Origin of the sequence: Caballeronia terrestris (genome assembly GCF_001544515.1) — a bacterium.
Lineage (GTDB): Bacteria > Pseudomonadota > Gammaproteobacteria > Burkholderiales > Burkholderiaceae > Caballeronia > Caballeronia terrestris.
Genome location: NZ_FCOL02000016.1, coordinates 77927 through 100106, shown reverse-complemented (window position 1 = coordinate 100106; position 22180 = coordinate 77927). Strand labels below are relative to the sequence as shown.

The following is a 22180-nucleotide window of genomic DNA, read 5'->3' as shown; positions in this document are numbered from 1 at the left end:
TTTTATAGAAAGAACGAAGCAAAGGGATTCAGGATGGCCGACACCGCCGCATAGCCGACGGTCACGAGCGGGCTCAGCCAGAACCGCGTCAGCACGCCCGTCATGACGAGCGCCATCACGATGAAAAAGCCGTAGGGTTCGAGCTTTTGCACCGCCAGCGACGCGCGGATGGGCAAAAGCGCCATCAGCACGCGACCGCCGTCGAGCGGCGGCAGCGGAAAGAGGTTCAGCACGCCGAGCACGAGATTCACGCCGACGCCGGCCGCCGCCATGCGCGTCAAAAACGCTTCTTCGACGTGAAAGCCCGCCAGCAGCACCGCGACGATGCCCCAGATCAGCGCCTGCACGAAGTTGCTGCCGGGACCAGCGGCGGCGACCCAGAGGCTGCCCCAGCGCGGATTGCGCAAATTACCGAAAGCGACTGGCACGGGCTTCGCGTAGCCGAACATGAACGCGCCGCTGGTCGCGAAATAGAGAACGATTGGTATGACGATGGTGCCGATGGGGTCGATGTGACGCATCGGATTGAGGGAAACGCGACCGAGCACATAGGCCGTGTTATCGCCGAGCATGCGCGCGGCGTAACCGTGTGCGGCCTCGTGCAGCGTGATCGCGAAGATCACCGGGAGCGCGTAGACCGCGATTGTCTGTATCAGGGAAGAATCCATAGCTCGCTATTGTATCAAGCGTATCAGGCAGTTCAGGCGCCACTCATGGCGGTGGAAAGTCACGGTTGCGCGGGGCGAGCGTGGTGGTTCTCGGTTGCGTCGGCTGACGGTCGCGAACGCAGATGATGCCCCGGACGGCAAAAGTTCGCGCGCGTTTTTGCAGTTTTTGCACTCAGGCGCCGGCGGTCAGGCCGAACGGCTCCAGACTGCCGCGTCCCGGGCGCACCAGCACCGGCGCGGCGCCCGTCAAATCGATGACCGTCGACGGCTCCGCCGCGCACGCGCCGGCATCGATCACGAGGTCGATCTGCTTTTCGAGACGCTCGCGGATTTCCTCGGCGTCGTTGAGCGGCTCGGTGTCGGGGGGCAGGATCAGCGTCGAGCCGAGCAGCGGCTGGCCAAGCGCTTCGAGCAAGGCCAGCGTGATCGCGTGGTCGGGCACGCGCAGCCCGATCGTCTTGCGCGACGGGTGCGACAGCCGCCGCGGCACTTCCTTCGTCGCCTGCAGGACGAAGACGTACGGCCCCGGCGTCACCGATTTGATCAGCCGGTACTGCCGGTTGTCGACCTGCGCGAAATTGGAAAGCTGCGACAGGTCACGCACGACGAGCGACAAAAGCTGCTTCTCGTCGAGCCCGCGAATGCGGCGGATGCGCTCGACGGCGTCCTTGTCGTCGAGATGGCAGGCGAGCGCGTAGCTCGAATCGGTCGGCATGGCGATGACGCCGCCATCGTTGATGATCTGCACCGCCTGATTGATCAGACGCGGCTGCGGATTGTCCGGATGAATGCGAAAAAATTGAGACATGGCGGCATGGTTCTTATGGTTTCGCTTCGCGCGGGACGCGGCGGGGCTCTTCTGCGTGCTGTCAGTGCAACGTTCGCGCAAGCTCGACGGCGCGGTTCGATTCAGGACACGAGTGGCGAAATGCATGATGTGAACGCCGCCTTGGGGAACCCGTTGCAACTTGCCAGAACCGTGCCAACCGTGCGGCGCCTGCGCGCCGGGCGCGTTCTCAGAGCCAGCGTTCCCAGACCGGCTTGAGGTCGGAAGGCAGCGGCGGGAGCTGGCCGAGGTCGATCCGTCCCTCGCCCGCGCCGTGAAAATCCGACCCGCGCGACGCGTAAAAACCATAGCGACGCGCGACGTCGGCGTACTCGCGATACTGGTCCGGCGTGTGGCTGCCGGTCACGACTTCGATTGCATTACCGCCCAACCCGATGAATTCGTCGAAGAGCGCGGCGAATTCCGTCTGTGAATAATCGTAGCGGCCGGGATGCGCGATCACCGGTTCGCCGCCTGCATTCTTGATCCAGCGGATGGCGTCCGGCAGCTTCGCCCAGCGATGGCCGATGTAACCCGGCTTGCCCTCGCCCAAATAGCGCGCGAACACATCGGAGGTGGATTGCGCGAGCCCGGCTTCGACCAGATAGCGCGCGAAGTGCGTGCGAGAAATCATCTTCGGATCGGCGACGTAGCGCAGCGCGCCTTCATAGGCGTTCGGAATGCCCGCCTTCGCGAGCGCCTCGCCGATTGCTTCGCCGCGCGCGGCGCGGCCGTCGCGCGTGGCGGCAAGTCCGTCGAGCAACTCCTGGTTCTCCGGATCGACGTTCAGGCCGACAACGTGCACCGTGCGCCCCGCCCACGTCACCGAAATCTCGACGCCGCTCAAGAACTGCATGCCGAGCGCCTCGGCCGCTTCGCGCGCCTCGCGCTGCCCGCCCAACTGGTCGTGGTCGGTGAGCGACCACACCGTTACGCCGTTCGCGTGCGCGCGCGCGGCGACCTCGGCAGGCTGGAGCTGGCCGTCGGAAACGGTGGAGTGGCAGTGCAGATCGGCGTTCATCGTGAGTATTTCGGGATTGACTAACATTCTACTGCAACGCACGTTTCGGGCCGTGTGCCCTGCTACGCGCAAAAATCGGAGATCAGCGCGGCGATTCGCTCCGGCTGGTCGTGGTGCAGCATGTGCCCCGCGCCTTCGACGATTTCCTCGCGCCAGTCGGGAAACGCGGAAAAACGCGCCTTGAACTCGGCGAGCGGAACGTCACCCGCGATCGATGCAAGCGTCGACGAGCGCGCCGCCTCGACGTGCAGCACCTTGGCGCGCACCTGCGACCAGACCGCCATCACTTCGTCCACCCGATACAGCAGCGGCCCGCGCAGCTTGTGCGCCGGATCCGCGAGCAGGCGGTAGCGGCCGTCGTCCGTGGGCGTCGACCAGTGCTTCGCGAGAAACGTCGCGCGCGTGCGGGCGAGGCGCGGATTCGTGCGGATCAGGCGCTCGGCGACCTCGTCGAGCGTCGCGTAGGTGCGAAGTTCGGGCGGCGCGCGCAGGTCGTCGAGCCATTGCGCGATGCGCGCGGGCGATTGTCTCGGTTCGGCGGCGGCGACGCCGAATCCTTCCAGATCGACCACGCGCCGCACCCGCTGTGGTCTGACCCCGGCATATAGCCCGACCACGTTCGCGCCCATGCTGTGCCCTACCAGATTCACTTGGCCGTGCGGCGCGTAATGATCGAGGATGACGTCGAGGTCCGCGAGGTAGTCGTGAAACCAGTAGTGGCCGCCGCCACGCTCGACCACCGGCCACGCCGACAGCCCGAAGCCGCGCGCATCCGGCGCGATGACCTGCCAGCCGTCGCCGAGCGCGTCGACGACGAACTGGAACGACGCCGCCACGTCCATCCAGCCGTGCAGCATGAAGAGCGTGGGCGCGTCAGGCGTGCCCCACCGGCGTACGTGCAGGCGCACGCCGCGCGCATCGATGAAATCGGAATGGGATTGGTGCATCGCTGGTCTCGAAACGAATGATCGTTCTATTATAGTCAGCGGCGGCGTTTTCGAGATGAATCAGTCGTCGAGGCCGGCGAGCGCGCGCAGTTCGGCTTCGTCGAAACCGGCGTCGCGGCGGGCCTCGAAGTTGAACGGACCGCGTAGTTTTGGCGCGCGATACTGTTCGGCAAGGCGTGCGTAGGCGGAGTGCGGGTCGGCGCCGACTGCGTCGCAGAGATGGCGGAACCAGCGGTTGCCGATCAGCACGTGGCCGATTTCGTCGCGCAGGATCACGTCGAGGATTGCGGCTGAGGCGTGATCGCCTGCTTGCGCGAGACGCTTGCGGATCGGCGGGGAGGCATCGAGGCCGCGCGCTTCGAGGGTGCGCGGGACGAGCGCCATGCGCGCAAGGACGTCGTCGCGGGTGCGCTCAGCCATTTCCCAGAGGCCGTCGTGCGCGGGGAAATCGCCGTAGACGTGGCCGAACTCGCCCAAGCGCGCGCTCAACAGCGAGAAGTGAAACGCTTCCTCCGACGCGACCTTCAACCAATCGAGGTAAAAATTAACTGGCATCGAATGAAAACGCCAGACGGCATCGAGCGCCAGATTGATCGCATTGAATTCGATGTGCGCGAGCGCGTGCAGTAGCACGGCGCGCCCCGCTTCGGTCTGCATGCCGCGTCGCTTGAGCGAGCCCGGCTCGACGAGCGGCGGCCGCTCCGGCCGCCCCGGCAGCCCGGCGGGCGCCGACAACCGCGCCGCTGGATCGATCGACGCAGCACCGTCCTGCGCCAGCGCGTAAAGGTCGCGGGCGCGTGCAGCTTTGGTCTGCGGATCGCGCTCGCACAACACGTCGAGCGCCATCTGCCGCGTGCAACCGGTTTGAACAGGGACGCTGGACATGGAAACGATTTCGAACGATGGATAGAACGCCGGGCCGCGCCCGCGGCGGCATCACCACGCAAACGGCTAAAATAGCGTTTTGCGCATCGGATTTCGCCTAAAAAAACACGGCGGCGTCCGGCATTGTAGCCGGTGGGCTCGCGTGCAAACGGCGAGCGCAACCGCACCCAAACCGCTCAGGAGACACAGTTGGCCATCTACAAGCTCGGCGACGAAGCCCCCACCATCCACGAAAGCGTGTTTCTCGCGGACACCGCGACCATCATCGGCCGCGTCACGCTCGAAGAGAACTCGAGCGTCTGGTTCGGCGCCGCGCTGCGCGGCGACAACGAGCCGATCATGGTCGGCCGCGGCAGCAACGTCCAGGAAGGCGCGATCCTCCACGCCGATCCCGGGTTCCCGCTGACGATCGAGGCGAACGTGACGGTCGGTCATCAGGCGATGCTGCACGGCTGCACGGTCAAGGAAGGCTCGTTGATCGGAATTCAGGCCGTGGTCTTGAATGGTGCGGTGATCGGCCGCAACTGTCTGGTTGGCGCAGGCGCGGTGGTCACGGAAGGCAAGGTTTTTCCCGATAACACGCTGATTCTCGGTTCGCCCGCCAAGGCGATTCGCGAAATCACCGAGGCGGATATCGCCCGCATGCAGTCGGCCACCGCCAGTTACGCGGACCGGCGCGAATACTACAAGGCGCAACTCGTGCGCATCGGCTGACACCCGAGCGCACCGGATTTGCCGCCGTATCGATCAAGGAAGAGTTGTGAACGACCAGTTGCAGAAATTCATGTTCAACGCGGCGCCCGTGCGCGGCGAAATCGTCTCGCTGCGCAACACCTGGCAGGAAGTGCTCGCGCGCCGCTCGTATCCGGCGCCGGTGCGCAACGTGCTCGGCGAAATGATGGCGGCGTGCGCGCTCCTGTCGGCGAATCTCAAGTTCAACGGCACGCTCATCATGCAAATCTACGGCGACGGGCCGGTCCAGATGCTGGTCGTGCAGTGCCACTCCGATCTGTCCCTGCGCGCAACGGCCAAGCTAGCCGAAGGCGCCGTCATCACCGACGACATGATGCTCCCCGCGCTCCTGAACGAGCGCGGCCACGGCCGCTGCGTGATCACGCTCGACCCGAACGACAAGCGCCCGGGGCAGCAGCCGTATCAGGGTATCGTGCCGCTGTCGGGCGAACATGGACCGCTCGCGTCGATGGCCGAGGTGCTTGAGCACTACATGCATCATTCCGAGCAGCTCGACACGCGGATGTGGCTCGCGGCGAACACCGACCGCGCGGTTGGCATGCTGCTGCAGAAGCTGCCCGGTGATGGCGGCATCGTGCCGCATCCCGGCGAGCACGACGCCGATACGTGGCAGCGCGTCTGCCATCTCGGCGGGACGTTGTCGAACGAGGAATTGCTGAAGGAAGAGCCCGAAACCGTGTTCCGTCGCCTTTTCTGGCAGGAAAACGTGCAGCATTTCGAGCCGGCGGCGACTCGTTTTCAGTGTTCGTGCTCGCGCGAGAAAGTCGGCGGAATGCTGAAGATGCTCGGCCGCGAGGAAGTGGACAGCGTGATCGCGGAACGCGGTGACGTCGAAGTGCATTGCGAGTTCTGCAACCAGCGCTACGAGTTCGATCCGGTCGACGTTGCGCAACTTTTTGTCGCAAAAGAACTCTCACAAGGTGTGAGCGGCGCGTCTCAACAGCGTCATTAGGGCTTGATACTTAAGGAAAATACGCAAGCGGCCCGCTTCTTGCGGCCAGGATTCGGCGACGCCGGCGCCCTCGTCGCGAGTGTTCCGGCACGATATCATCCGAGTCCTGTTTGGCTGTCCGGCCCGGTGGAGGTCGAAATGAAAAACGCTGTGTTGTTAAGTCGTTTGTCCTTGTCAATCGTCTCGGTGACTATGTTCACCGGCTGCATGATGGATCCGCCCGGCCCTTCGCCGATCTATAGCCGCTTGCCTTCCGCGCAGACGCAATCGGCCCAGCCGATGACGAAGGAAGAGCAAGATCGCTATAACCAGATCGACCGCCAGGCGCTCGCCGATCAACAGCAAGCCATGGCCGTCGATGCCGCCGCTCAAGCCGCGTCGCAGTATTACCGCGCGCCTGTCAGCCTCTATGGCGGTTATTCCACCGGCGGTTGGGGCGGCTCGGGATGGGGCATCGGCACCGGTTATTCGTGGTAAGCCGTTTGTTCGCTGCCTTGAAATAAAAAAGCGCGGTCATTTGATTGACCGCGCTTTTTTTCGTCCAGACGTTTCGTTTTTCAGCCGCCCTGCTTCTTCTTCGCCTCTTCCTTTTCCTTCGTGGCCTTCTTCTCCAGCGCGCGACGCTCTTCCTTCGAACGCGACACCGGATTTGGCAACACGCGGAACGGCGCTGCCGATACCTGACCCCGCGTCGACGCGTTCGCGCCCGGCGCATTCGCCGAATTGACGGGCGCAGCGGAATTCGGTGCAACGAACTGCACGAACACCTCGCTGTCCTTCATCATGCCCATCTCGTAGCGCGCGCGCTCCTCGACGGCCGCGGTGCCGCCTTGCAGATCCTGCACTTCGCCCTGCACGCGTTCGTTGCGCAGCTTCAGGTCGGCGTTTTTGTGGGTCTGCTGCGCGAGTTGTCCCTGCAATTCATGGACGCGCAGCCAACCACCGTGCCCCCACCAAAGCGGATATTGGATCAGCGCCAGCAGGAGAACGAGGACGACAGTAACAAGCCGCATTGATAGAGCCGAAAGAAGCGCCGCCCGGCGTCGGAAAACGCGAGGGCGGCGGGCTGAAAAATTAACTAACGTCCAATTCGGATAAAGCTTTAGCGCAGGTTATAGAACGCAGACTTGCCCGGATAGCTTGCGATATCACCGAGATCTTCCTCGATACGCAGCAACTGGTTGTATTTCGAGATGCGGTCGCTGCGCGACAGCGAGCCGGTCTTGATCTGACCCGCGTTCAGGCCGACCGCGATATCGGCGATCGTCGAATCTTCGGTTTCGCCCGAGCGGTGTGAGATCACGGCCGTGTAGCCCGCGCGCTTCGCCATTTCGATCGCCGCGAAGGTTTCCGTCAGCGTGCCGATCTGGTTGATCTTGATCAGGATCGAATTCGCGATGCCCTTGTCGATGCCTTCCTTCAGGATGCGCGTGTTCGTCACGAACAGATCGTCGCCGACGAGCTGGATCTTCTTCCCGAGCTTGTCGGTGAGAATCTTCCAGCCTTCCCAGTCGCTTTCGTGCATGCCGTCCTCGATCGAGACGATCGGGAATTTGTCGGCGAGCGCCGCGAGGTAGTCGGCGAATTCCGTCGACGACAGTTGCAGGCCTTCGCCCGCGAGCTGGTACTTGCCGTCGTGGTAGAACTCGCTCGCCGCGCAGTCGAGCGCGAGCAGCACGTCTTCGCCCGCGCGATAGCCGGCTTTCTCGATGGCTTGCAGGATCGTCGACAGGCACTCGTCGTTGCTGCCGAAGTTCGGCGCGAAGCCGCCTTCGTCGCCCACCGCCGTGCTCATGCCGCGGTCGCTCAAAATTTTCTTCAGCGCGTGGAACACTTCGGCGCCACAGCGCAGCGCTTCGCGGAAGGTCGGCTGGCTGACCGGGACGATCATGAATTCCTGGATGTCCAGGCTGTTATTCGCGTGCGCGCCGCCGTTGACGATGTTCATCATCGGCACCGGCAGTTGCATCGCTCCCGAGCCGCCGAAATAGCGGTAGAGGGGCAGGCCGGCTTCTTCGGCAGCGGCCTTCGCGACGGCCATCGAAACGGCCAGCATCGCGTTCGCGCCGAGGCGCGACTTGTTGTCGGTGCCGTCGAGTTCGAGCAGCGTCTTGTCGAGGAACGCCTGCTCCGAAGCGTCGAGGCCCATGATTGCTTCGGAGATTTCGGTATTGATGTGTTCGACGGCCTTCAGCACGCCCTTGCCGCCATAGCGGTTGCCTTCCTCGTCGCGCAGTTCGATCGCTTCGCGCGATCCCGTCGATGCACCCGACGGCACGGCTGCGCGGCCCATCGTGCCCGATTCGAGCAACACGTCGCATTCGACGGTGGGATTGCCTCGCGAATCGAGAATCTCGCGGCCGATGATATCTACGATAGCACTCATGATTTCCTCAAGAAATGACGTTGAATTCCTGCTGCCGGGCGTTGCTTCTGCCGGCTTTACTTAAGATATTCGAAGGAAACGATCCGGATTTGGCCGTAAAAACCAGCCGAACCGATCAGACTCCCTCGACCACCATCAGGTTCATTTGCGCCGCGCCCGCGCGCGCATGCCGCGCGGCTTCGTATTCGGCCGAATGATAAAACGTCTGCGCTGCCTGGAAAGAAGGAAATTCAATGACGACCGTGCGCGAATTGAACGCGCCTTCGAGCGTTTCGCTCTGGCCGCCGCGCACGATGAACGTGCCGCCGTGCGCTTCAACGGCCACGCTCGACAGCGGCCGGTACTGGGCGTATTGATCGGGGTTCGTTACTTCCACGTTCGCGATGATGTAACCCTTCGCCACTTCGTTCTCCCCCACTCGACGCGCCGCTCGTGCGGCGCTTGTTGTGATGCGGACGGCTTGCCGGCGTCCGCGATGAATGCGTCAGTTGAAGTCGTTCTCGAGGAACGGGCCGCGCTTTGCAGCCTGATCGAGCGCGACGAGCGTCTCGAGCAGGGCTTCCATCCGATGCAGCGGCACCGCGTTCGGGCCGTCGGACTTGGCGCACGCCGGGTCCGGATGCGTCTCCATGAAGAGTCCGGAAACGCCGGTCGCGACCGCCGCGCGCGCCAGAACCGGCACGAACTCGCGCTGGCCGCCGGAACTCGTGCCCTGCCCGCCCGGCAATTGCACCGAGTGAGTCGCGTCGAAGACGACGGGCGCGGCCGTCTCGCGCATGATCGCGAGCGAGCGCATGTCCGACACCAGATTGTTATAGCCGAACGACACGCCGCGTTCGCACGCCATGAACCGGTCTTCCGACAGCCCCGCTTCGCGAGCGGAGTCGCGCGCCTTGTCGATGACGTTCTTCATGTCGTGCGGCGCGAGGAACTGGCCCTTCTTGATGTTCACGGGCTTGCCCGAACGCGCGCACGCGTGGATGAAATCGGTCTGGCGGCAGAGAAACGCGGGCGTCTGCAGAACGTCGACCACCGACGCCACCGCTTCGATTTCATGCTCCGAATGCACGTCGGTGAGAACGGGCAGGCCGAGTTGCTTCTTCACCTCGCCGAGGATGCGCAGACCTTCGTCCATGCCGAGCCCGCGAAACGACTTGCCGGAGCTACGATTCGCCTTGTCATACGACGACTTGTAGATGAACGGCACGCCGAGCTTCGCGCAGATTTCCCTCAGGCGGCCCGCGACGTCGATGGTCATTTGCTCCGATTCGACGACGCACGTGCCCGCGATCAGGAAAAACGGCTGGTCGAGACCGACTTCGAAATCACACAGTTTCATGCCTGCGCTCCGGCAGTAGCTTTGGCTTCGGCGGGCGCCTTCACGCTGTCCGGCGCGTCGCTATGCGAGCGTGCTGCCTCGACGAACGCCTTGAAGAGCGGATGGCCGTCGCGCGGTGTCGACGTGAATTCCGGGTGGAACTGAACGCCGACGAACCACGGATGCATCGATTGCGGCAGTTCCATCATTTCCGGCAGATCCTCGCTCGGGGTACGGGCGCTGATGATAAGGCCGCCCGCTTCGAGTTGGGGCACAAAGCGGTTATTGACTTCATAACGGTGACGATGTCGCTCGTTCACATCCGTGCCGTAAATGCGCGAGGCCATCGTGCCCGGCTTGATCGGGCACTTTTGCGAACCGAGGCGCATCGTGCCGCCGAGATCCGATTCCTCGTTGCGCTTTTCGACGCGGCCCGCGCGGTCGTACCACTCGGTGATGAGCGCGACGACAGGGTTCTGCGTGCTCTGGTCGAATTCGGTGCTGTTCGCATCGGCGAGGCCGGCGACGTCGCGTGCGAATTCGATCACGGCCAACTGCATGCCGAGGCAGATGCCGAGATACGGCGTCTTCGTTTCGCGCGCGTACTGGATCGCCTTGATCTTGCCTTCCGTGCCGCGGCGCCCGAAGCCGCCCGGCACCAGCACGGCGTCGAGATGCTTCAGCCCTTCGACGCCTTCGGCTTCGATCTGCTCGGAATCGATGTACTCGATATTGACCTTCGTCGACGTGTGGATGGCCGCGTGGCGGAGCGCCTCGATCAGCGACTTGTACGACTCGGTGAGCTCGACGTACTTGCCGACCATGCCGATCGTCACTTCGCTCTTCGGGTTCTCCAGCTTCTCGACGAGCTGCGACCACATGCTCAAGTCAGCCGGCTGCGGCGAGAGCTTCAGCTCTTCGCAGATGATGTCGTCGAGGCCCTGGTCGTGCAGCATCTGCGGGATCTTGTAGATGCTGTCCACGTCCCATACCGAGATGACCGCGTCTTCCGGCACGTTCGAGAAGAGTGAAATCTTCTGCGATTCGTCGTCGGGAATGGGGCGATCCGCGCGGCACAACAGCACGTGCGGCGAGATACCGATCTCGCGCAGCTTCTGGACGCTATGTTGCGTGGGCTTCGTCTTGAGTTCGCCCGCGGTGGCGATGTATGGCACGAGCGTCAGGTGCACGAAGCACGCGCTGTTGCGGCCGAGGCGCAGGCTCATCTGGCGCGCGGCTTCGAGGAACGGCAGCGATTCGATGTCGCCCACCGTGCCGCCGATCTCGACGATCGCCACGTCCGGCTCGCCGCTCGTCGCCGCTGCGGCGCCGCGTTCGAGGAAAGCCTGGATTTCGTTCGTGATGTGCGGGATGACCTGAACCGTCTTGCCAAGATATTCGCCGCGGCGTTCCTTGCGGATCACCGATTCGTAGATCTGGCCGGTCGTGAAGTTGTTGGCCTTGCGCATCTTCGTGCTGATGAAGCGCTCGTAATGGCCGAGATCCAGATCGGTTTCCGCGCCGTCTTCCGTCACGAACACTTCGCCGTGCTGAAACGGGCTCATCGTGCCGGGGTCGACGTTGATGTAGGGATCGAGCTTGAGGAGGGTGACTTTGAGGCCGCGCGATTCGAGGATCGCGGCGAGGGAAGCGGCGGCAATACCTTTGCCAAGTGAAGAAACTACGCCGCCGGTGACGAATACATATTTGGTCATCGCTAGGTGCTCGCGGGAAAAACGGATTATACCGTAAAGGAGGCCTCCCACCCAGCGCACGCGTGGCGAGTTTTTGCACTGCAGCGCGGCATTTCAGCGCGTCACGCGGCTTCGCCCGACAGCGCGTTAAGCATCCGTTGCACTGCGCGCGCGGTGTCGATCGGGCGTTCCATCGGGTACAGATGGCTGCCCTCGATCCACTCGAAATGCTCGCCCGTGATGCGTCGCGTGAGTCCCAGCCCCACTTGCCGTACTTCCTTCGATTGCGTCCCCGCGATGAAGCCGACGGGCACTTGCCTGCCGTGCGCGCGGCGCGAGAGGCGCGCGCCGATCGTATGCGGCAGCGTGCGATAGACGAGATATTCGACTTCGCGCTCGAAGGCGAGCGAGCGCGCGCCGTTCGCGCCCGTCTGCGGAATCGCGTAGTCGATGTAATCCGAAAGCATGCGCTCGTCCCAGCGCGCGAACGCGGGCTTCGAGTGAAAGTGGCGCCAGGCTTCGTCGCGGCTCGCCCAGTGCGTACGACGTTTTCTGGTCGCGGCGGCGGGGGAAAGACGCTCGTCGAGACCCGTGAATTGCGACACGCGCAAGAGACTGCTGCGCCATCCCCCGATCACCGGCGAATCGAGCATCACGACGCCCTTCACCCACTGCGGGCGCTTCATCGCCGCCATCAGCGAAAGATACCCGCCGAGCGAATGGCCGACGAGCCACACCTTCGGGCGTTCCTCGTCGCGATGGTGGCTCGCGATATCGTCGAGCAACTCGTCGACGAGATGCGGCCAGTCGCGCGTGACCGGATAGCGCGGATCGTGGCCGAAGCGCTCGACGGAACGGATCTCGTAATCGTCGGCGAGTTCGGCGAAGATCGTGCGATACGTCGAGGCGGGGAAGCCGTTCGCGTGGGAGAAGTGGATGATGTCTTTCAAGCGGTGTGGCCTCCCTTTGTCGATCAGAGTTGGCGCTGTCGATCGGAGTTAGCGCTTTAGCGCTTGCTCTGATCCCATGCGCTTCCTCTCGTCCCATGCAACGCATTTGTAGCAGGCGAGAGTCAGCGCTTGCTCTCGTTCCATGCAACGAAGTTGCTTTTTGGTTCTGTGCGAATCACTGCGTCACCGCCCCATCCAATACCGCGCATGCGTCTGCCGATAACGTTCGAGCGAGATCGTCGATGACACTTCGATACGTACAGCGCCGTCGTCGTCGCTCTGCGAGAGCTCGATCGCGCGCAGCCGATAGCGCTCGAAGACGGTCGGATGCGGGTGATGAAAACGGTTGCGATAGCCTACCTGAAATACCGCGACGAGCGGCTCGACAGAGTCGAGGAAAGGCTCGGTCGACGACGTCTTGCTACCGTGATGAGGCACCAGCAGGACGTCGGCGCGCAATGCTTTGGCTTCGCGCTTGAGCAGCGTGCGCTCGACGTCGCTTTCGATGTCGGCGGCGAGGAGCGCCGAGCGGCCCGCCGCGCTCGTCACCTTCAGCACGCAGGACTGCCCGTTCGGCTTGCCTGCGAGAGGCGCGGGGTCAGGCCAAAGAATCGCGAATTCCACACCGTCCCACGTCCAGTGCTGGCCCGCCGCGCAGCGCAGCGTCTCCGCCCCGCGCTCGTTCGCCGCTTGCCACAGCGCGTCCTGCGGCGGCAGCGATGCCAGCAGTTGGCGCACGTCGATCGCCTGCAATACGGCCGGTGCGCCGCCCGCGTGATCCGAATCAGAGTGGCTGATGACAAGCGTATCGATCGCCGGCAGGCCGTCCGCGAAAAGATACGGCACGACGATACGCTCGCCGGCATGCGTCGATTCGGGACCGGGGCCGGCATCGAAGAGCAAGGCGTGGCGCGCGGTCTCGACGACGATCGACGAGCCCTGGCCGATGTCGAGCGCGGTCAGGCGAAACGCGCCCGGCGGCGGCGCGTGCGGCGCGGGCAGCAGCAATGGCAGCCACGTGAGCGGTGCGGCGAAACGCATCGGCCAACCGCGTGGCGCGAGCGCCCATGCCACGCCTATCGCCGCCGCGATCAGTGCGAACGCGCCGGGCTGCGGCAGCCGCCAGAGCGCCCACGCTGGGCCAGCGAGCCAGGTGAGGGCATCGCACATGATCGTGAGCAGATGGTGCGCGAGGCGATAGGCGAAGGCATCGAGCGGCGCGGGCAGCAGCACGCCCGCAAGCACCGCGGGCGTGACGAAGAGGCTGACCCAGGGAATCGCGACAGCGTTCGCGAGCGGACCGATCAGCGGGATCTGCGAGAACCAATAGACGGTGAGCGGCGCGAGCGCGACCGTCACGGCGTACTGGACGCGCGTGCTCGACGCGATGGTCCGTCGCAAGCCATAGCCCAACCGGCGCCACCCGGCAAAGAAATGCTGCCCACGACGCCCCGTCGCCAGCCCCTCGCCCGCCCGCTGCTGCGCTTCGTATGTATCGGTGGACGCTTCCTCGCCGTCATCGCGCCGCTTCGACGCGCGCCGGCCATGCGCCGCCATCGCGTAAAGAATCGCCGCGACCGCGCAGAACGACAGCCAGAACCCCGCTGCCGTTACCGCCCACGGATCGGCGAGCAGCACGAGCGCGAGCGCCCACGCCAGCACCAGCGACGACGCCACCCGCCGCCCCGTCACCCACGCGATCGCGACAAAGCCCAGCATCCACAGCGAGCGCTGCGCCGGCACGTTGAAACCCGCGAGGCCCGCGTAGAACGCGGCGAACGCCGCCGCGCCCGCCGCCGCCAGCTTCTGCGCGGATACGTACAAAGGCAACGGCGTGCCGCGCCATCGCAGACGCCGCCACGCAAATCCGATCGATAGCGCCGCCAGCCCCGCGACGAAGCCGATATGCAGCCCCGATATCGCCACGAGATGGCTCGTGCCGGTGGCGCGCATGAGCGTCCAGTCGCTATCGCTGACGCCGTGCTGCGCGCCCACTGCGAGCGCCACGACGATGCCGCGATGTGCAGCGTCCCCAAGAACGCGTTCGATACGATCACGCAGATGCGCCCGCAGCCGGTCGATCGCGAGCGCGATTCCGATCACATCGCGCGGCAGTCGATGTGCGCGCGTCACATAGCCCGTCGCACGGATATCGCGGGCGAGCAGCGCAGCTTCCGCGTCGCGTGCGCCGAAGTTCGCGTTGCCGTGCGCGCGTTTCAATCGCACGTCGAGCGACCAGCGCTGTCCGGCCCACAGCGCGGGCGGCGGCGCCTCACCTTCAACTACCAGCCACGACAAACGCACGACGCGCGGAAAATTTCGCAACCGCGCATCGTTCGATTCGACTTCGAAGAGAAAGCGCGTGCCGTCGGCGTCGATGGACGGCAGGCCGCGCACGTACCCCGCGACTTCGATCGTGCGTCCTTCGTACGCCGACGGCAGTTGGTCTTGCAGACGCACTTCGGCACGCAGCGCGGCGTATGCAAAACCGAACGCAAACGCCACAACGATCAGCGCCACGCGGCGGCATTTGAAGCAAGCGCAAGCTCCGCAAAACAACGCGCACAAAGCGACAAAGCCCCATCCCGGCAACACGGCCTGCTGCTGCAAACACCAGACGCCCGCCGCGAAGCCAAGCAAAACCCCACGCACACACGCGCCCCTCACGAAACGGCGAGCGCATCCACACCGGATGACCACTTCATCCGATGCCCGCATTCGACACGCAAACGATTATGAGGAGAGAAGCCCGAGCCGGGGGAGCGCGGCGTGCGCGTTAGCCGTTGTGCCTACTGAAAGCACCGCTTCGTCGATGCCACGCAACTCGGCCAGCACCTTCGCGATGCCCGCGACCTGGTCCGGCGCGTTGCGTCCCTTGTAGCACCACGAAGGCGCGATATCGGGCGCATCGGTTTCGAGGACGATCGCCCCGAGCGGCAATTGCTCGGCGAGCCGGCGAATCTGCCGCGCGCGCTCGAACGTGAGGTTCCCGCCGAAGCCGAGATGCATGCCTTGCGCGATGAACGCCTCGGCCTGCTGGAAACTGCCGTTGAACGCGTGCGCGATACCGGTCCGCACGCCATTGACGCGCAGCCCTTTGAGCACTTTGTCCTGCGATTTGCGCACGTGGCAGATCACGGGCAAGTCGAATTCGCGCGCGAGTTTGAGTTGCTCGTTGTAGAAGAATTGCTGACGGGCGTCGTCGAGGCCGGGCACGAAATAATCCAGCCCGATTTCGCCGATACCCACGAACCGCGGATCGTCCAGACTCGCTGCGATTTCGTCGCGCAGCACGCGTAGATCGTCGTTTTCCGCGCGCGGCGTGAAAAGCGGATGGATGCCGAGCGCGTACGCGCCGCCGTCGATACGATGCGCGAGCTCGCGCACCGTCGCAAAGTTCGCGCGCTCGACGCCCGGAATCACGATACGCGTCACGCCCGCCCGCAGCGCCGAGTCCGCGACGTCGTCGCGGTCTGCGTCGAATTCGGAGGCATCGAGGTGACAGTGCGTATCGATCCACATGGCTTTACACCGGTACCGGCGGCTCTTCGTGCAGCACGCCGTCGCGCAGTCGCATGATGCGGTCGCAACGCGCCGCGAGATCGGGATCGTGCGTGACGATCACGAAGCTCGTCTCTAGCGTCTGCGACAGTTCCAGCATCAGGTTGAACACCGTGTCCGCCGTGCCGCCGTCGAGGTTGCCGGTGGGCTCGTCGGCGAGCACGCACGCCGGACGCGTCACGAGCGCCCGCGCGATCGCCACGCGCTGCCGCTCGCCGCCGGACAACTCGCCCGGCCGATGCTTCGCCCGATGCCCGATGCCGACGCGCTCCAGCATCTGCATCGCCTCGCGGCGCGCCTCGTCCTCCGACAGGCGGCGAATGCGCAGCGGCATCGCGACGTTGTCGAGCGCCGTGAATTCCGCGAGCAGATGGTGGAACTGATACACGAAGCCGAGCGCGCGATTGCGCAGGTCGTTGCGCTCGCGCTCCTTCAGGTCGGTGAACGGCTTGCCGAGCAGCGACACGCGCCCGGCGCTCGGTTCGTCGAGACCGCCGAGCACGTGCAGCAGCGTGCTCTTGCCCGAGCCCGACGCCCCGACGATCGCGAGCTTCTCGCCGCGAAACACCTGCAACTGCGCGTTGTCGAGCACCTGTACGTTGAAGCCGCCCTGCACGAACGTCTTCGAAATCGACGATGCCTCCAGCACGACGTCCTTATTCACATCACTCATACCGCAGTGCCTCCGCCGGACGAACCTTCGCGCCGCGCCAGCTCGGATAGAGCGTCGCGAGCGACGACAACACAAACGCGATGATGCCGATCTTCGCGACATCAGCGGGGACGAGCTCCGACGGCAACTCGCTGATGAAATACACCGAAGGCGGCAGGAACTGCACGCCGATCATGTGCTCGATCATCGGCACGAGCCACGGAATGCTCCACGCGATGAGACAGCCGAGCGTCACGCCGAGCGCCGTGCCGATGAAGCCGATCGTCACGCCCTGCACCACGAAGATCTTCATGATCGAGCCGGGCTGCGCGCCGAGCGTGCGCAGGATCGCGATGTCGGCCTGTTTGTCGGTCACGGTCATCACGAGCGACGACACGAGATTGAACGCCGCCACCGCGATGATCAGCGTGAGGATGATGAACATCATGCGCTTTTCGATCTGCACGGCGGAGAACCAGGTCTTGTTCTGCTGCGTCCAGTCGCGGATATAGAGATCGCCGGAGAGCGTGCGCGCCAGTTGATGCGCGACTTCGGGCGCGCGCTGCATGTCTTTGAGCTTCAGGCGCACGCCGGTCGGCGCGGGCAGGCGGAACAGCGCCTGTGCGTCCTTGATCGAGATGAGCGCGAGCGTCGAGTCGTACTCGTAGTGCCCCGATTCGAACACGCCGACAACCGTGAACTGCTTGAGCCGCGGCAACATGCCGGCCGGCGTGATGGTGCCTTCGGGCGCGACGAGCGTGATCTTGTCGCCGGTGGTGACGCCGAGGTTGGTCGCGAGATCGGCGCCGAGCACGATGTCGAATTCGCCCGGCACGAGGCTCGCGAGCGATCCCGCGCGCATTTCCTTGCCGATGTCCGACACCTGCGGCTCGAGCGACGGCTCCACGCCGCGCAGCGCGACGCCGCTCACCGCGCCCTGGCGCGTCAGGAGCGCCTGCGCTTCGACGTAGGGCGCGGCTCCGATCACTTCCGGATTGCGGCGCGCTTCCTGCGCGGTGAGCTGCCAGTTGGGCATCGAGCCGGTCGGCGAAAAAATCTCGACGTGTGAGAGCACGGACAGCATGCGGTCGCGGACTTCCTTCTGGAAGCCGTTCATGACCGACAGCACCACGATCAGCGCCGCGACGCCGAGCGCGATGCCCGCCATCGACACGAGCGCGATGAACGAGATGAAGCCGTTGCCTGTCGTGCGTTTGCCGGCGCGGGTGTAGCGCCAGCCGATCTGCCATTCGTAGGGTAGTTTCAAGCGAGTCCTTGTGTCGTTTCTTCGATGTTGCGTCGCGCGGTCTGACGCCGCTCTATATACGTGAGGCTGGGCGCGCCGGACGCTATTCTTCTTACCGGTCAACCGCGAAGTTTGCCATACAAACGCGGTGCGGCCCGTTACGCGGTCGCGGCCGGAACGCGCGGCGCGCGTACCGGGGAACCCCATCGGTTTGCCCTACAATGCGCACCATCATGCCCGTTCACGACCTCCACCTCCTGCTCCCGTTCGCGCTCCCCGCGGCCGCGGACGCCGCGACCGCGCTGCACAACCTCGATACGCCCGCCCTCGAAAAGCTGCTCGCCCGCGCGACGCTCGACGAGCGTGTGATTGGCGAGGATTTTCAGCGCACTTTGCCGCACGAGCGCTGGATCGCGCGCCAGTTCGGCGTGGCGAACGCGTCGGCGGGGACTGCGGCGGACGAAGCGCCGCTCGCGCCCTATATGCTCCTCGCCGACGGCGGCACGCCCGGCGATGCGCTCTGGGCCTGCATCGAGCCGGTGCACGTTCGTATCGCGCATGATCATCTGGTGCTCATCGACCCGGCGACGCTTGAAGTCTCCGACGACGAAGCCCGCACACTTTTCCAGGTCGTGAAGCCGCTGATAGAAGATTTGGACGTCGACGTCCAGGCGCCGCGCGCGACGCGCTGGTACGTCAGCGGCGCGAGCCTCGGCACGCTGACGGGCGCGTCGCCGCTGCGGGCGAGCGGGCGCAACATCGAAATCTGGCTGCCGCACGAGGCGAAGACCGGCCAGCGCTCGCGCGCGTGGATGAAGCTGCAGAATGAAGTGCAGATGGCGTGGTTCGAGCATCCGCTAAACGAGTCGCGCGAGGCGCGCGGCCTGCCCGCGATCAACTCCATCTGGCTGCACGGACAAGGCGCGTACCGCGCGGTCACGAGCCCGTTCGCCCGCGTGATGTCCGATGCCGCCGCGACGCGCGGCGTCGCGCTCGCGGCCGGTCTTTCGCCGGAGCCTCCACTGACGTCGTTCGCGGCGCTGGCGTCGAGCAGCAGCGACACCGGCCGCACACTGATCGAACTCGATCCGTTTTCGGCGCCCTTCATCGAGCAGGACTGGGCGCGCTGGAACGCCTCGCTGCAGCAACTCGAAGCCGACTGGTTCGCGCCCGCCCTCGCCGCCTTGAACGACGGCTCGCTCGGCACGCTGCGCATGACGCTTTGCAGCGACACCGGCTCCGTCACGCTCACCGTCACGCGCGGCACCTTGCGCAAATTCTGGCGCCGCCGTCCGATCGCCGCACTTTTCATCGAATGAACGACAGCATGACTCGAATCGTCACCCGCGCCTCCTCCCCCGCCGATGCCGAAGTGCTGATGCGCCACGGCCTGCATCCGGTGATCGCGCGGCTTTACGCGTCGCGTGGCGTGTCGTCGCCGGATGAGATCGAGATCGAGCTGAAGAAACTGCATGCGCCCGTCGGACTGAAAGGCTGCGACGAGGCCGCCGTCGTCCTCGCCGATGCGCTCGCTCAGAAGCGCCGGATGCTCGTCGTCGCCGACTACGACTGCGACGGCGCGACCGCCTGCGCCGTCGCCGTGCGTGGCCTGCGCATGTTCGGCGCGCAAATCGACTATCTCGTGCCGAACCGCTTCGAATACGGCTACGGCCTCACGCCGGAAATCGTCGAACTGGCGGCGCGGCGCCCGAACGGCAAGCCCGAACTGCTGATCACGGTGGACAACGGCATCGCGAGCGTCGACGGCGTGGAAGCGGCGAACGCGCTCGGCATCGACGTGCTCGTCACCGATCACCACCTGCCCGGCGACGAATTGCCGCCCGCGCGCGCGATCGTCAATCCGAACCAGCCGGGCTGCTCGTTTCCGAGCAAATGCATCGCGGGCGTCGGCGTGATGTTCTACGTGCTGCTTGCGCTGCGGGCCGAACTGCGGCGCCGCAACGCCTTCACCGATGCAAACCCCGAGCCACGTCTCGACGGCCTCCTCGATCTCGTCGCGCTCGGCACGGTCGCGGACGTCGTCAGACTCGATCCGAACAATCGCATCCTGGTCGCGCAGGGGCTCAAGCGGATTCGCGCGGGACGTATGCAGCCGGGCATCGCCGCGCTCTTTCGCGCAGCCGGCCGCGACGCGCGCGTGGCGTCGGGCTTCGACATGGGCTTCGCGCTCGGGCCGCGCCTGAACGCGGCGGGACGGCTCGCGGACATGTCGCTTGGCATCGAGTGCCTGACGACCGACGACATCGGCCGCGCGTGGGAACTCGCGCAGCAGCTCGATTCGATCAACCGCGAGCGTCGCGAGATCGAAGCGGGCATGCAGCAGCAGGCGCTCGACGAACTGCAATCGATCGATCCCGCCGATTCCGCCACCCTCACGCTCTTCAACCCCGACTGGCACCAGGGCGTGATCGGGATCGTCGCGGGGCGGTTGAAGGAGCGCTTCCACCGGCCGTCGTTCACGTTCGCGCACGCCGACGAAAGCGGCGTGCTGTCGAAGGGATCGGGGCGATCGATCCCTGGTTTTCATCTGCGCGACGCGGTCGATCTGATCTCGAAGCGCGAACCGGGGATGATCGTCAAGTTCGGCGGCCACGCGATGGCGGCGGGCCTCACGATCGCCACCGCCGACATTCCGCGCTTCACGGCGGCGTTCGAGAAGATCGGCCGTGAATGGCTGACGGCCGAAGCGCTGTCGCGCGTCGTGGAGACGGACGGCGAACTCGAGGACGCGTATTTCACACCGCAATTCGTAGAGTTGATCGATGCGGCGGTTTGGGGGCAAGGGTTTCCGGCGCCGGTGTTTTCGGGCGAATTCGACGTGGCGTCTCAGGCTTTGGTGAAGGACAAGCATCTGAAGCTACAACTCGTGCGCGGGCGGCAGCGCTTCAACGCGATCTGGTTCAATCACGTCGATACGCTGCCCGCGCGAGCGATGGTGGCGTACCGGCTCGTCAGCGATACGTGGAATGGCGTGGCGAGGGTGCAGATGGTCGTGGAGCACGCGGCAGGCTGAGCGCCGCCCTGCCGCCCCGCGCCTCGTCCGCCCCGCTTCGGAAACATCCGATCGGCTATAATTTCCCCTTTTCATCAAGCCGAAAAGATCGAACATGGAAGCGGAACGTCTCAACTCGATCGAGAACCTTCTCGCCGACCTGCGCCGCCGCGCGGCCGAGCTTCGGGGGTATCTTTGACTACGACGCAAAAGCCCAGCGTCTAGAGGAAGTCAACAAGGTTCTCGAAGACCCGAACGTCTGGAACGACTCCAAGAACGCGCAGGCGCTTGGCCGGGAAAAGAAACTGCTCGATGGCGTCGTCACGACGCTCACCGATCTCGATAACGATCTGCGCGACACGCAGGATCTCTTCGACATGGCCCGCGAGGAAAGCGACGAAGAAACGCTCGTCGCCTGCGAAACGGATACAGCCGCGCTCGAAAAACGCGTCGAAGACATGGAGTTCCGCCGGATGTTCAGCAATCCGGCCGACCCGAACAACTGCTTCATCGACATCCAGGCCGGCGCCGGCGGCACCGAAGCGTGCGACTGGGCGGCAATGTTATTGCGCCAATACCTGCGCTACTGCGAGCGCAAGGGCTTCAAGACCGAAGTGCTCGAAGAATCCGAAGGCGACGTCGCGGGCATCAAGAGCGCGACCGTGAAGGTCGAAGGCGAATACGCGTACGGCTATCTGCGCAGCGAAACCGGTGTGCACCGGCTCGTGCGCAAGTCGCCGTTCGATTCGTCGGGCGGGCGGCATACGTCGTTTTCTTCGGTGTTCGTGTACCCGGAAATCGACGATTCGATCGAAATCGAGATCAATCCCGCCGATATCCGCACGGATACGTATCGCGCGTCCGGCGCAGGCGGCCAGCACATCAACAAGACAGATTCCGCGGTGCGTCTCACGCACGGGCCGACCGGCATTGTCGTGCAGTGCCAGAACGACCGCTCGCAGCACCGCAACCGCGCGGAAGCCATGCAGATGCTGAAAGCGAAGCTCTACGAGTTTGAAATGCGCAAGCGCCAGGTCGAACAGGACAAGCTCGAATCGAGCAAGACGGACGTGGGCTGGGGCCATCAGATCCGCTCCTACGTGCTCGACAACAGCCGCATCAAGGATCTGCGCACCAACGTCGAAATCAGCAACACAAAGGCTGTGCTCGACGGCGATCTCGACGACTTCATTAGCGCCAGCCTGAAACAGGGCGTGTAAGCGCGAGCGGCGCGGCTGATTGAGGCCGCGCCGCGTCATTTTCAGCAGGCGCACTGCGCGGCTCGCGCACGCCGCGCCACTGCCCAAC

21 protein-coding genes are annotated in these 22180 nt (G+C 64.7%); 6 read left to right on the top strand and 15 right to left on the bottom strand.

What is annotated here, in order from left to right; genetic code table 11:
• Positions 1-2 precede the first annotated feature (2 nt).
• The 5 genes from AWB67_RS15830 to AWB67_RS15810 form a co-directional block, all read right to left on the bottom strand.
• A complete protein-coding gene (locus AWB67_RS15830) occupies positions 3-668 on the bottom strand; it encodes a site-2 protease family protein (protein WP_087657195.1) in 666 nt (221 codons plus the stop codon).
• 172 nt (positions 669-840) lie between these two features.
• On the bottom strand, positions 841-1476 hold the full coding sequence (locus AWB67_RS15825; RefSeq protein WP_087657238.1) for an L-threonylcarbamoyladenylate synthase: 636 nt from the start codon (positions 1474-1476) through the stop codon (positions 841-843).
• Positions 1477-1684: 208 nt separating this feature from the next.
• Positions 1685-2515 carry a 3',5'-nucleoside bisphosphate phosphatase gene (locus AWB67_RS15820; protein ID WP_087657194.1) on the bottom strand — a complete coding sequence of 277 codons (831 nt, stop codon included), beginning with the start codon at positions 2513-2515 and terminating at the stop codon, positions 1685-1687.
• Positions 2516-2577: 62 nt separating this feature from the next.
• On the bottom strand, positions 2578-3462 hold the full coding sequence (locus AWB67_RS15815) for an alpha/beta fold hydrolase (RefSeq protein WP_087657193.1): 885 nt from the start codon (positions 3460-3462) through the stop codon (positions 2578-2580).
• A gap of 60 nt (positions 3463-3522) precedes the next feature.
• Positions 3523-4347 carry a ferritin-like domain-containing protein gene (locus tag AWB67_RS15810; RefSeq protein ID WP_087657192.1) on the bottom strand — a complete coding sequence of 275 codons (825 nt, stop codon included), beginning with the start codon at positions 4345-4347 and terminating at the stop codon, positions 3523-3525.
• 189 nt (positions 4348-4536) lie between these two features.
• On the opposite strand from AWB67_RS15810, the gene AWB67_RS15805 reads away from it, so the two are divergent.
• From AWB67_RS15805 to AWB67_RS15795, 3 genes are all read left to right on the top strand, one after another.
• A complete protein-coding gene (locus AWB67_RS15805; protein ID WP_087657191.1) occupies positions 4537-5061 on the top strand; it encodes a gamma carbonic anhydrase family protein in 525 nt (174 codons plus the stop codon).
• 46 nt (positions 5062-5107) lie between these two features.
• Positions 5108-6052: an Hsp33 family molecular chaperone HslO gene (gene hslO, locus AWB67_RS15800; RefSeq protein WP_087657190.1), complete on the top strand. Its 945-nt coding sequence runs from the start codon at positions 5108-5110 to the stop codon at positions 6050-6052.
• Between the two features lie 138 nt (positions 6053-6190).
• Entirely contained in the window at positions 6191-6529 is a 339-nt protein-coding gene (locus AWB67_RS15795) for a hypothetical protein (protein WP_087657189.1), read from the top strand.
• An 80-nt stretch (positions 6530-6609) separates the two neighbouring features.
• Here AWB67_RS15795 and ftsB read toward each other — a convergent pair whose 3' ends face one another.
• The 10 genes from ftsB to AWB67_RS15745 all read right to left on the bottom strand — a co-directional run bounded on the left by ftsB (position 6610) and on the right by AWB67_RS15745 (position 17880).
• Complete coding sequence (ftsB, locus tag AWB67_RS15790) at positions 6610-7065, bottom strand: cell division protein FtsB (protein WP_087657188.1); 456 nt, start codon at positions 7063-7065, stop codon at positions 6610-6612.
• 89 nt (positions 7066-7154) lie between these two features.
• A complete protein-coding gene (gene eno / locus AWB67_RS15785) occupies positions 7155-8438 on the bottom strand; it encodes a phosphopyruvate hydratase (RefSeq protein WP_087657187.1) in 1284 nt (427 codons plus the stop codon).
• A 115-nt stretch (positions 8439-8553) separates the two neighbouring features.
• Positions 8554-8856: a DUF1330 domain-containing protein gene (locus AWB67_RS15780; protein WP_374729821.1), complete on the bottom strand. Its 303-nt coding sequence runs from the start codon at positions 8854-8856 to the stop codon at positions 8554-8556.
• A 66-nt stretch (positions 8857-8922) separates the two neighbouring features.
• On the bottom strand, positions 8923-9777 hold the full coding sequence (gene kdsA, locus AWB67_RS15775; RefSeq protein WP_087657186.1) for a 3-deoxy-8-phosphooctulonate synthase: 855 nt from the start codon (positions 9775-9777) through the stop codon (positions 8923-8925).
• Positions 9774-11471: a CTP synthase gene (pyrG, locus tag AWB67_RS15770; RefSeq protein ID WP_087657185.1), complete on the bottom strand. Its 1698-nt coding sequence runs from the start codon at positions 11469-11471 to the stop codon at positions 9774-9776. The genes kdsA and pyrG overlap by 4 nt, the downstream gene beginning before the upstream one ends.
• Positions 11472-11572: 101 nt before the next feature.
• Positions 11573-12400, bottom strand: a complete 828-nt coding sequence (locus AWB67_RS15765; protein WP_087657184.1) for an alpha/beta fold hydrolase — start codon at positions 12398-12400, stop codon at positions 11573-11575.
• A 183-nt stretch (positions 12401-12583) separates the two neighbouring features.
• Positions 12584-15052, bottom strand: a complete 2469-nt coding sequence (locus AWB67_RS15760) for a DNA internalization-related competence protein ComEC/Rec2 (protein ID WP_235025184.1) — start codon at positions 15050-15052, stop codon at positions 12584-12586.
• A gap of 81 nt (positions 15053-15133) precedes the next feature.
• Positions 15134-15922, bottom strand: a complete 789-nt coding sequence (locus AWB67_RS15755) for a TatD family hydrolase (protein ID WP_087657182.1) — start codon at positions 15920-15922, stop codon at positions 15134-15136.
• A gap of 4 nt (positions 15923-15926) precedes the next feature.
• Positions 15927-16634 (bottom strand): lipoprotein-releasing ABC transporter ATP-binding protein LolD, encoded by a 708-nt coding sequence (lolD, locus tag AWB67_RS15750; RefSeq protein WP_087657181.1) that lies wholly within the window; start codon positions 16632-16634, stop codon positions 15927-15929.
• Complete coding sequence (locus tag AWB67_RS15745) at positions 16627-17880, bottom strand: lipoprotein-releasing ABC transporter permease subunit (protein ID WP_087657180.1); 1254 nt, start codon at positions 17878-17880, stop codon at positions 16627-16629. The genes lolD and AWB67_RS15745 overlap by 8 nt, the downstream gene beginning before the upstream one ends.
• Before the next feature lie 200 nt (positions 17881-18080).
• On the opposite strand from AWB67_RS15745, the gene AWB67_RS15740 reads away from it, so the two are divergent.
• From AWB67_RS15740 to prfB, 3 genes are all read left to right on the top strand, one after another.
• Positions 18081-19178, top strand: coding sequence for a regulator (locus AWB67_RS15740; protein WP_087657179.1), 1098 nt, complete (start codon positions 18081-18083; stop codon positions 19176-19178).
• An 8-nt stretch (positions 19179-19186) separates the two neighbouring features.
• Positions 19187-20893, top strand: coding sequence for a single-stranded-DNA-specific exonuclease RecJ (gene recJ, locus AWB67_RS15735; protein WP_087657236.1), 1707 nt, complete (start codon positions 19187-19189; stop codon positions 20891-20893).
• 94 nt (positions 20894-20987) lie between these two features.
• A protein-coding gene (prfB, locus tag AWB67_RS15730; RefSeq protein WP_125474126.1) for a peptide chain release factor 2 occupies positions 20988-22092 on the top strand; the annotation gives its coding sequence in 2 pieces (ribosomal slippage) (positions 20988-21068 and positions 21070-22092; 1104 coding nt in all).
• The last annotated feature ends 88 nt before the right edge of the window (positions 22093-22180 follow it).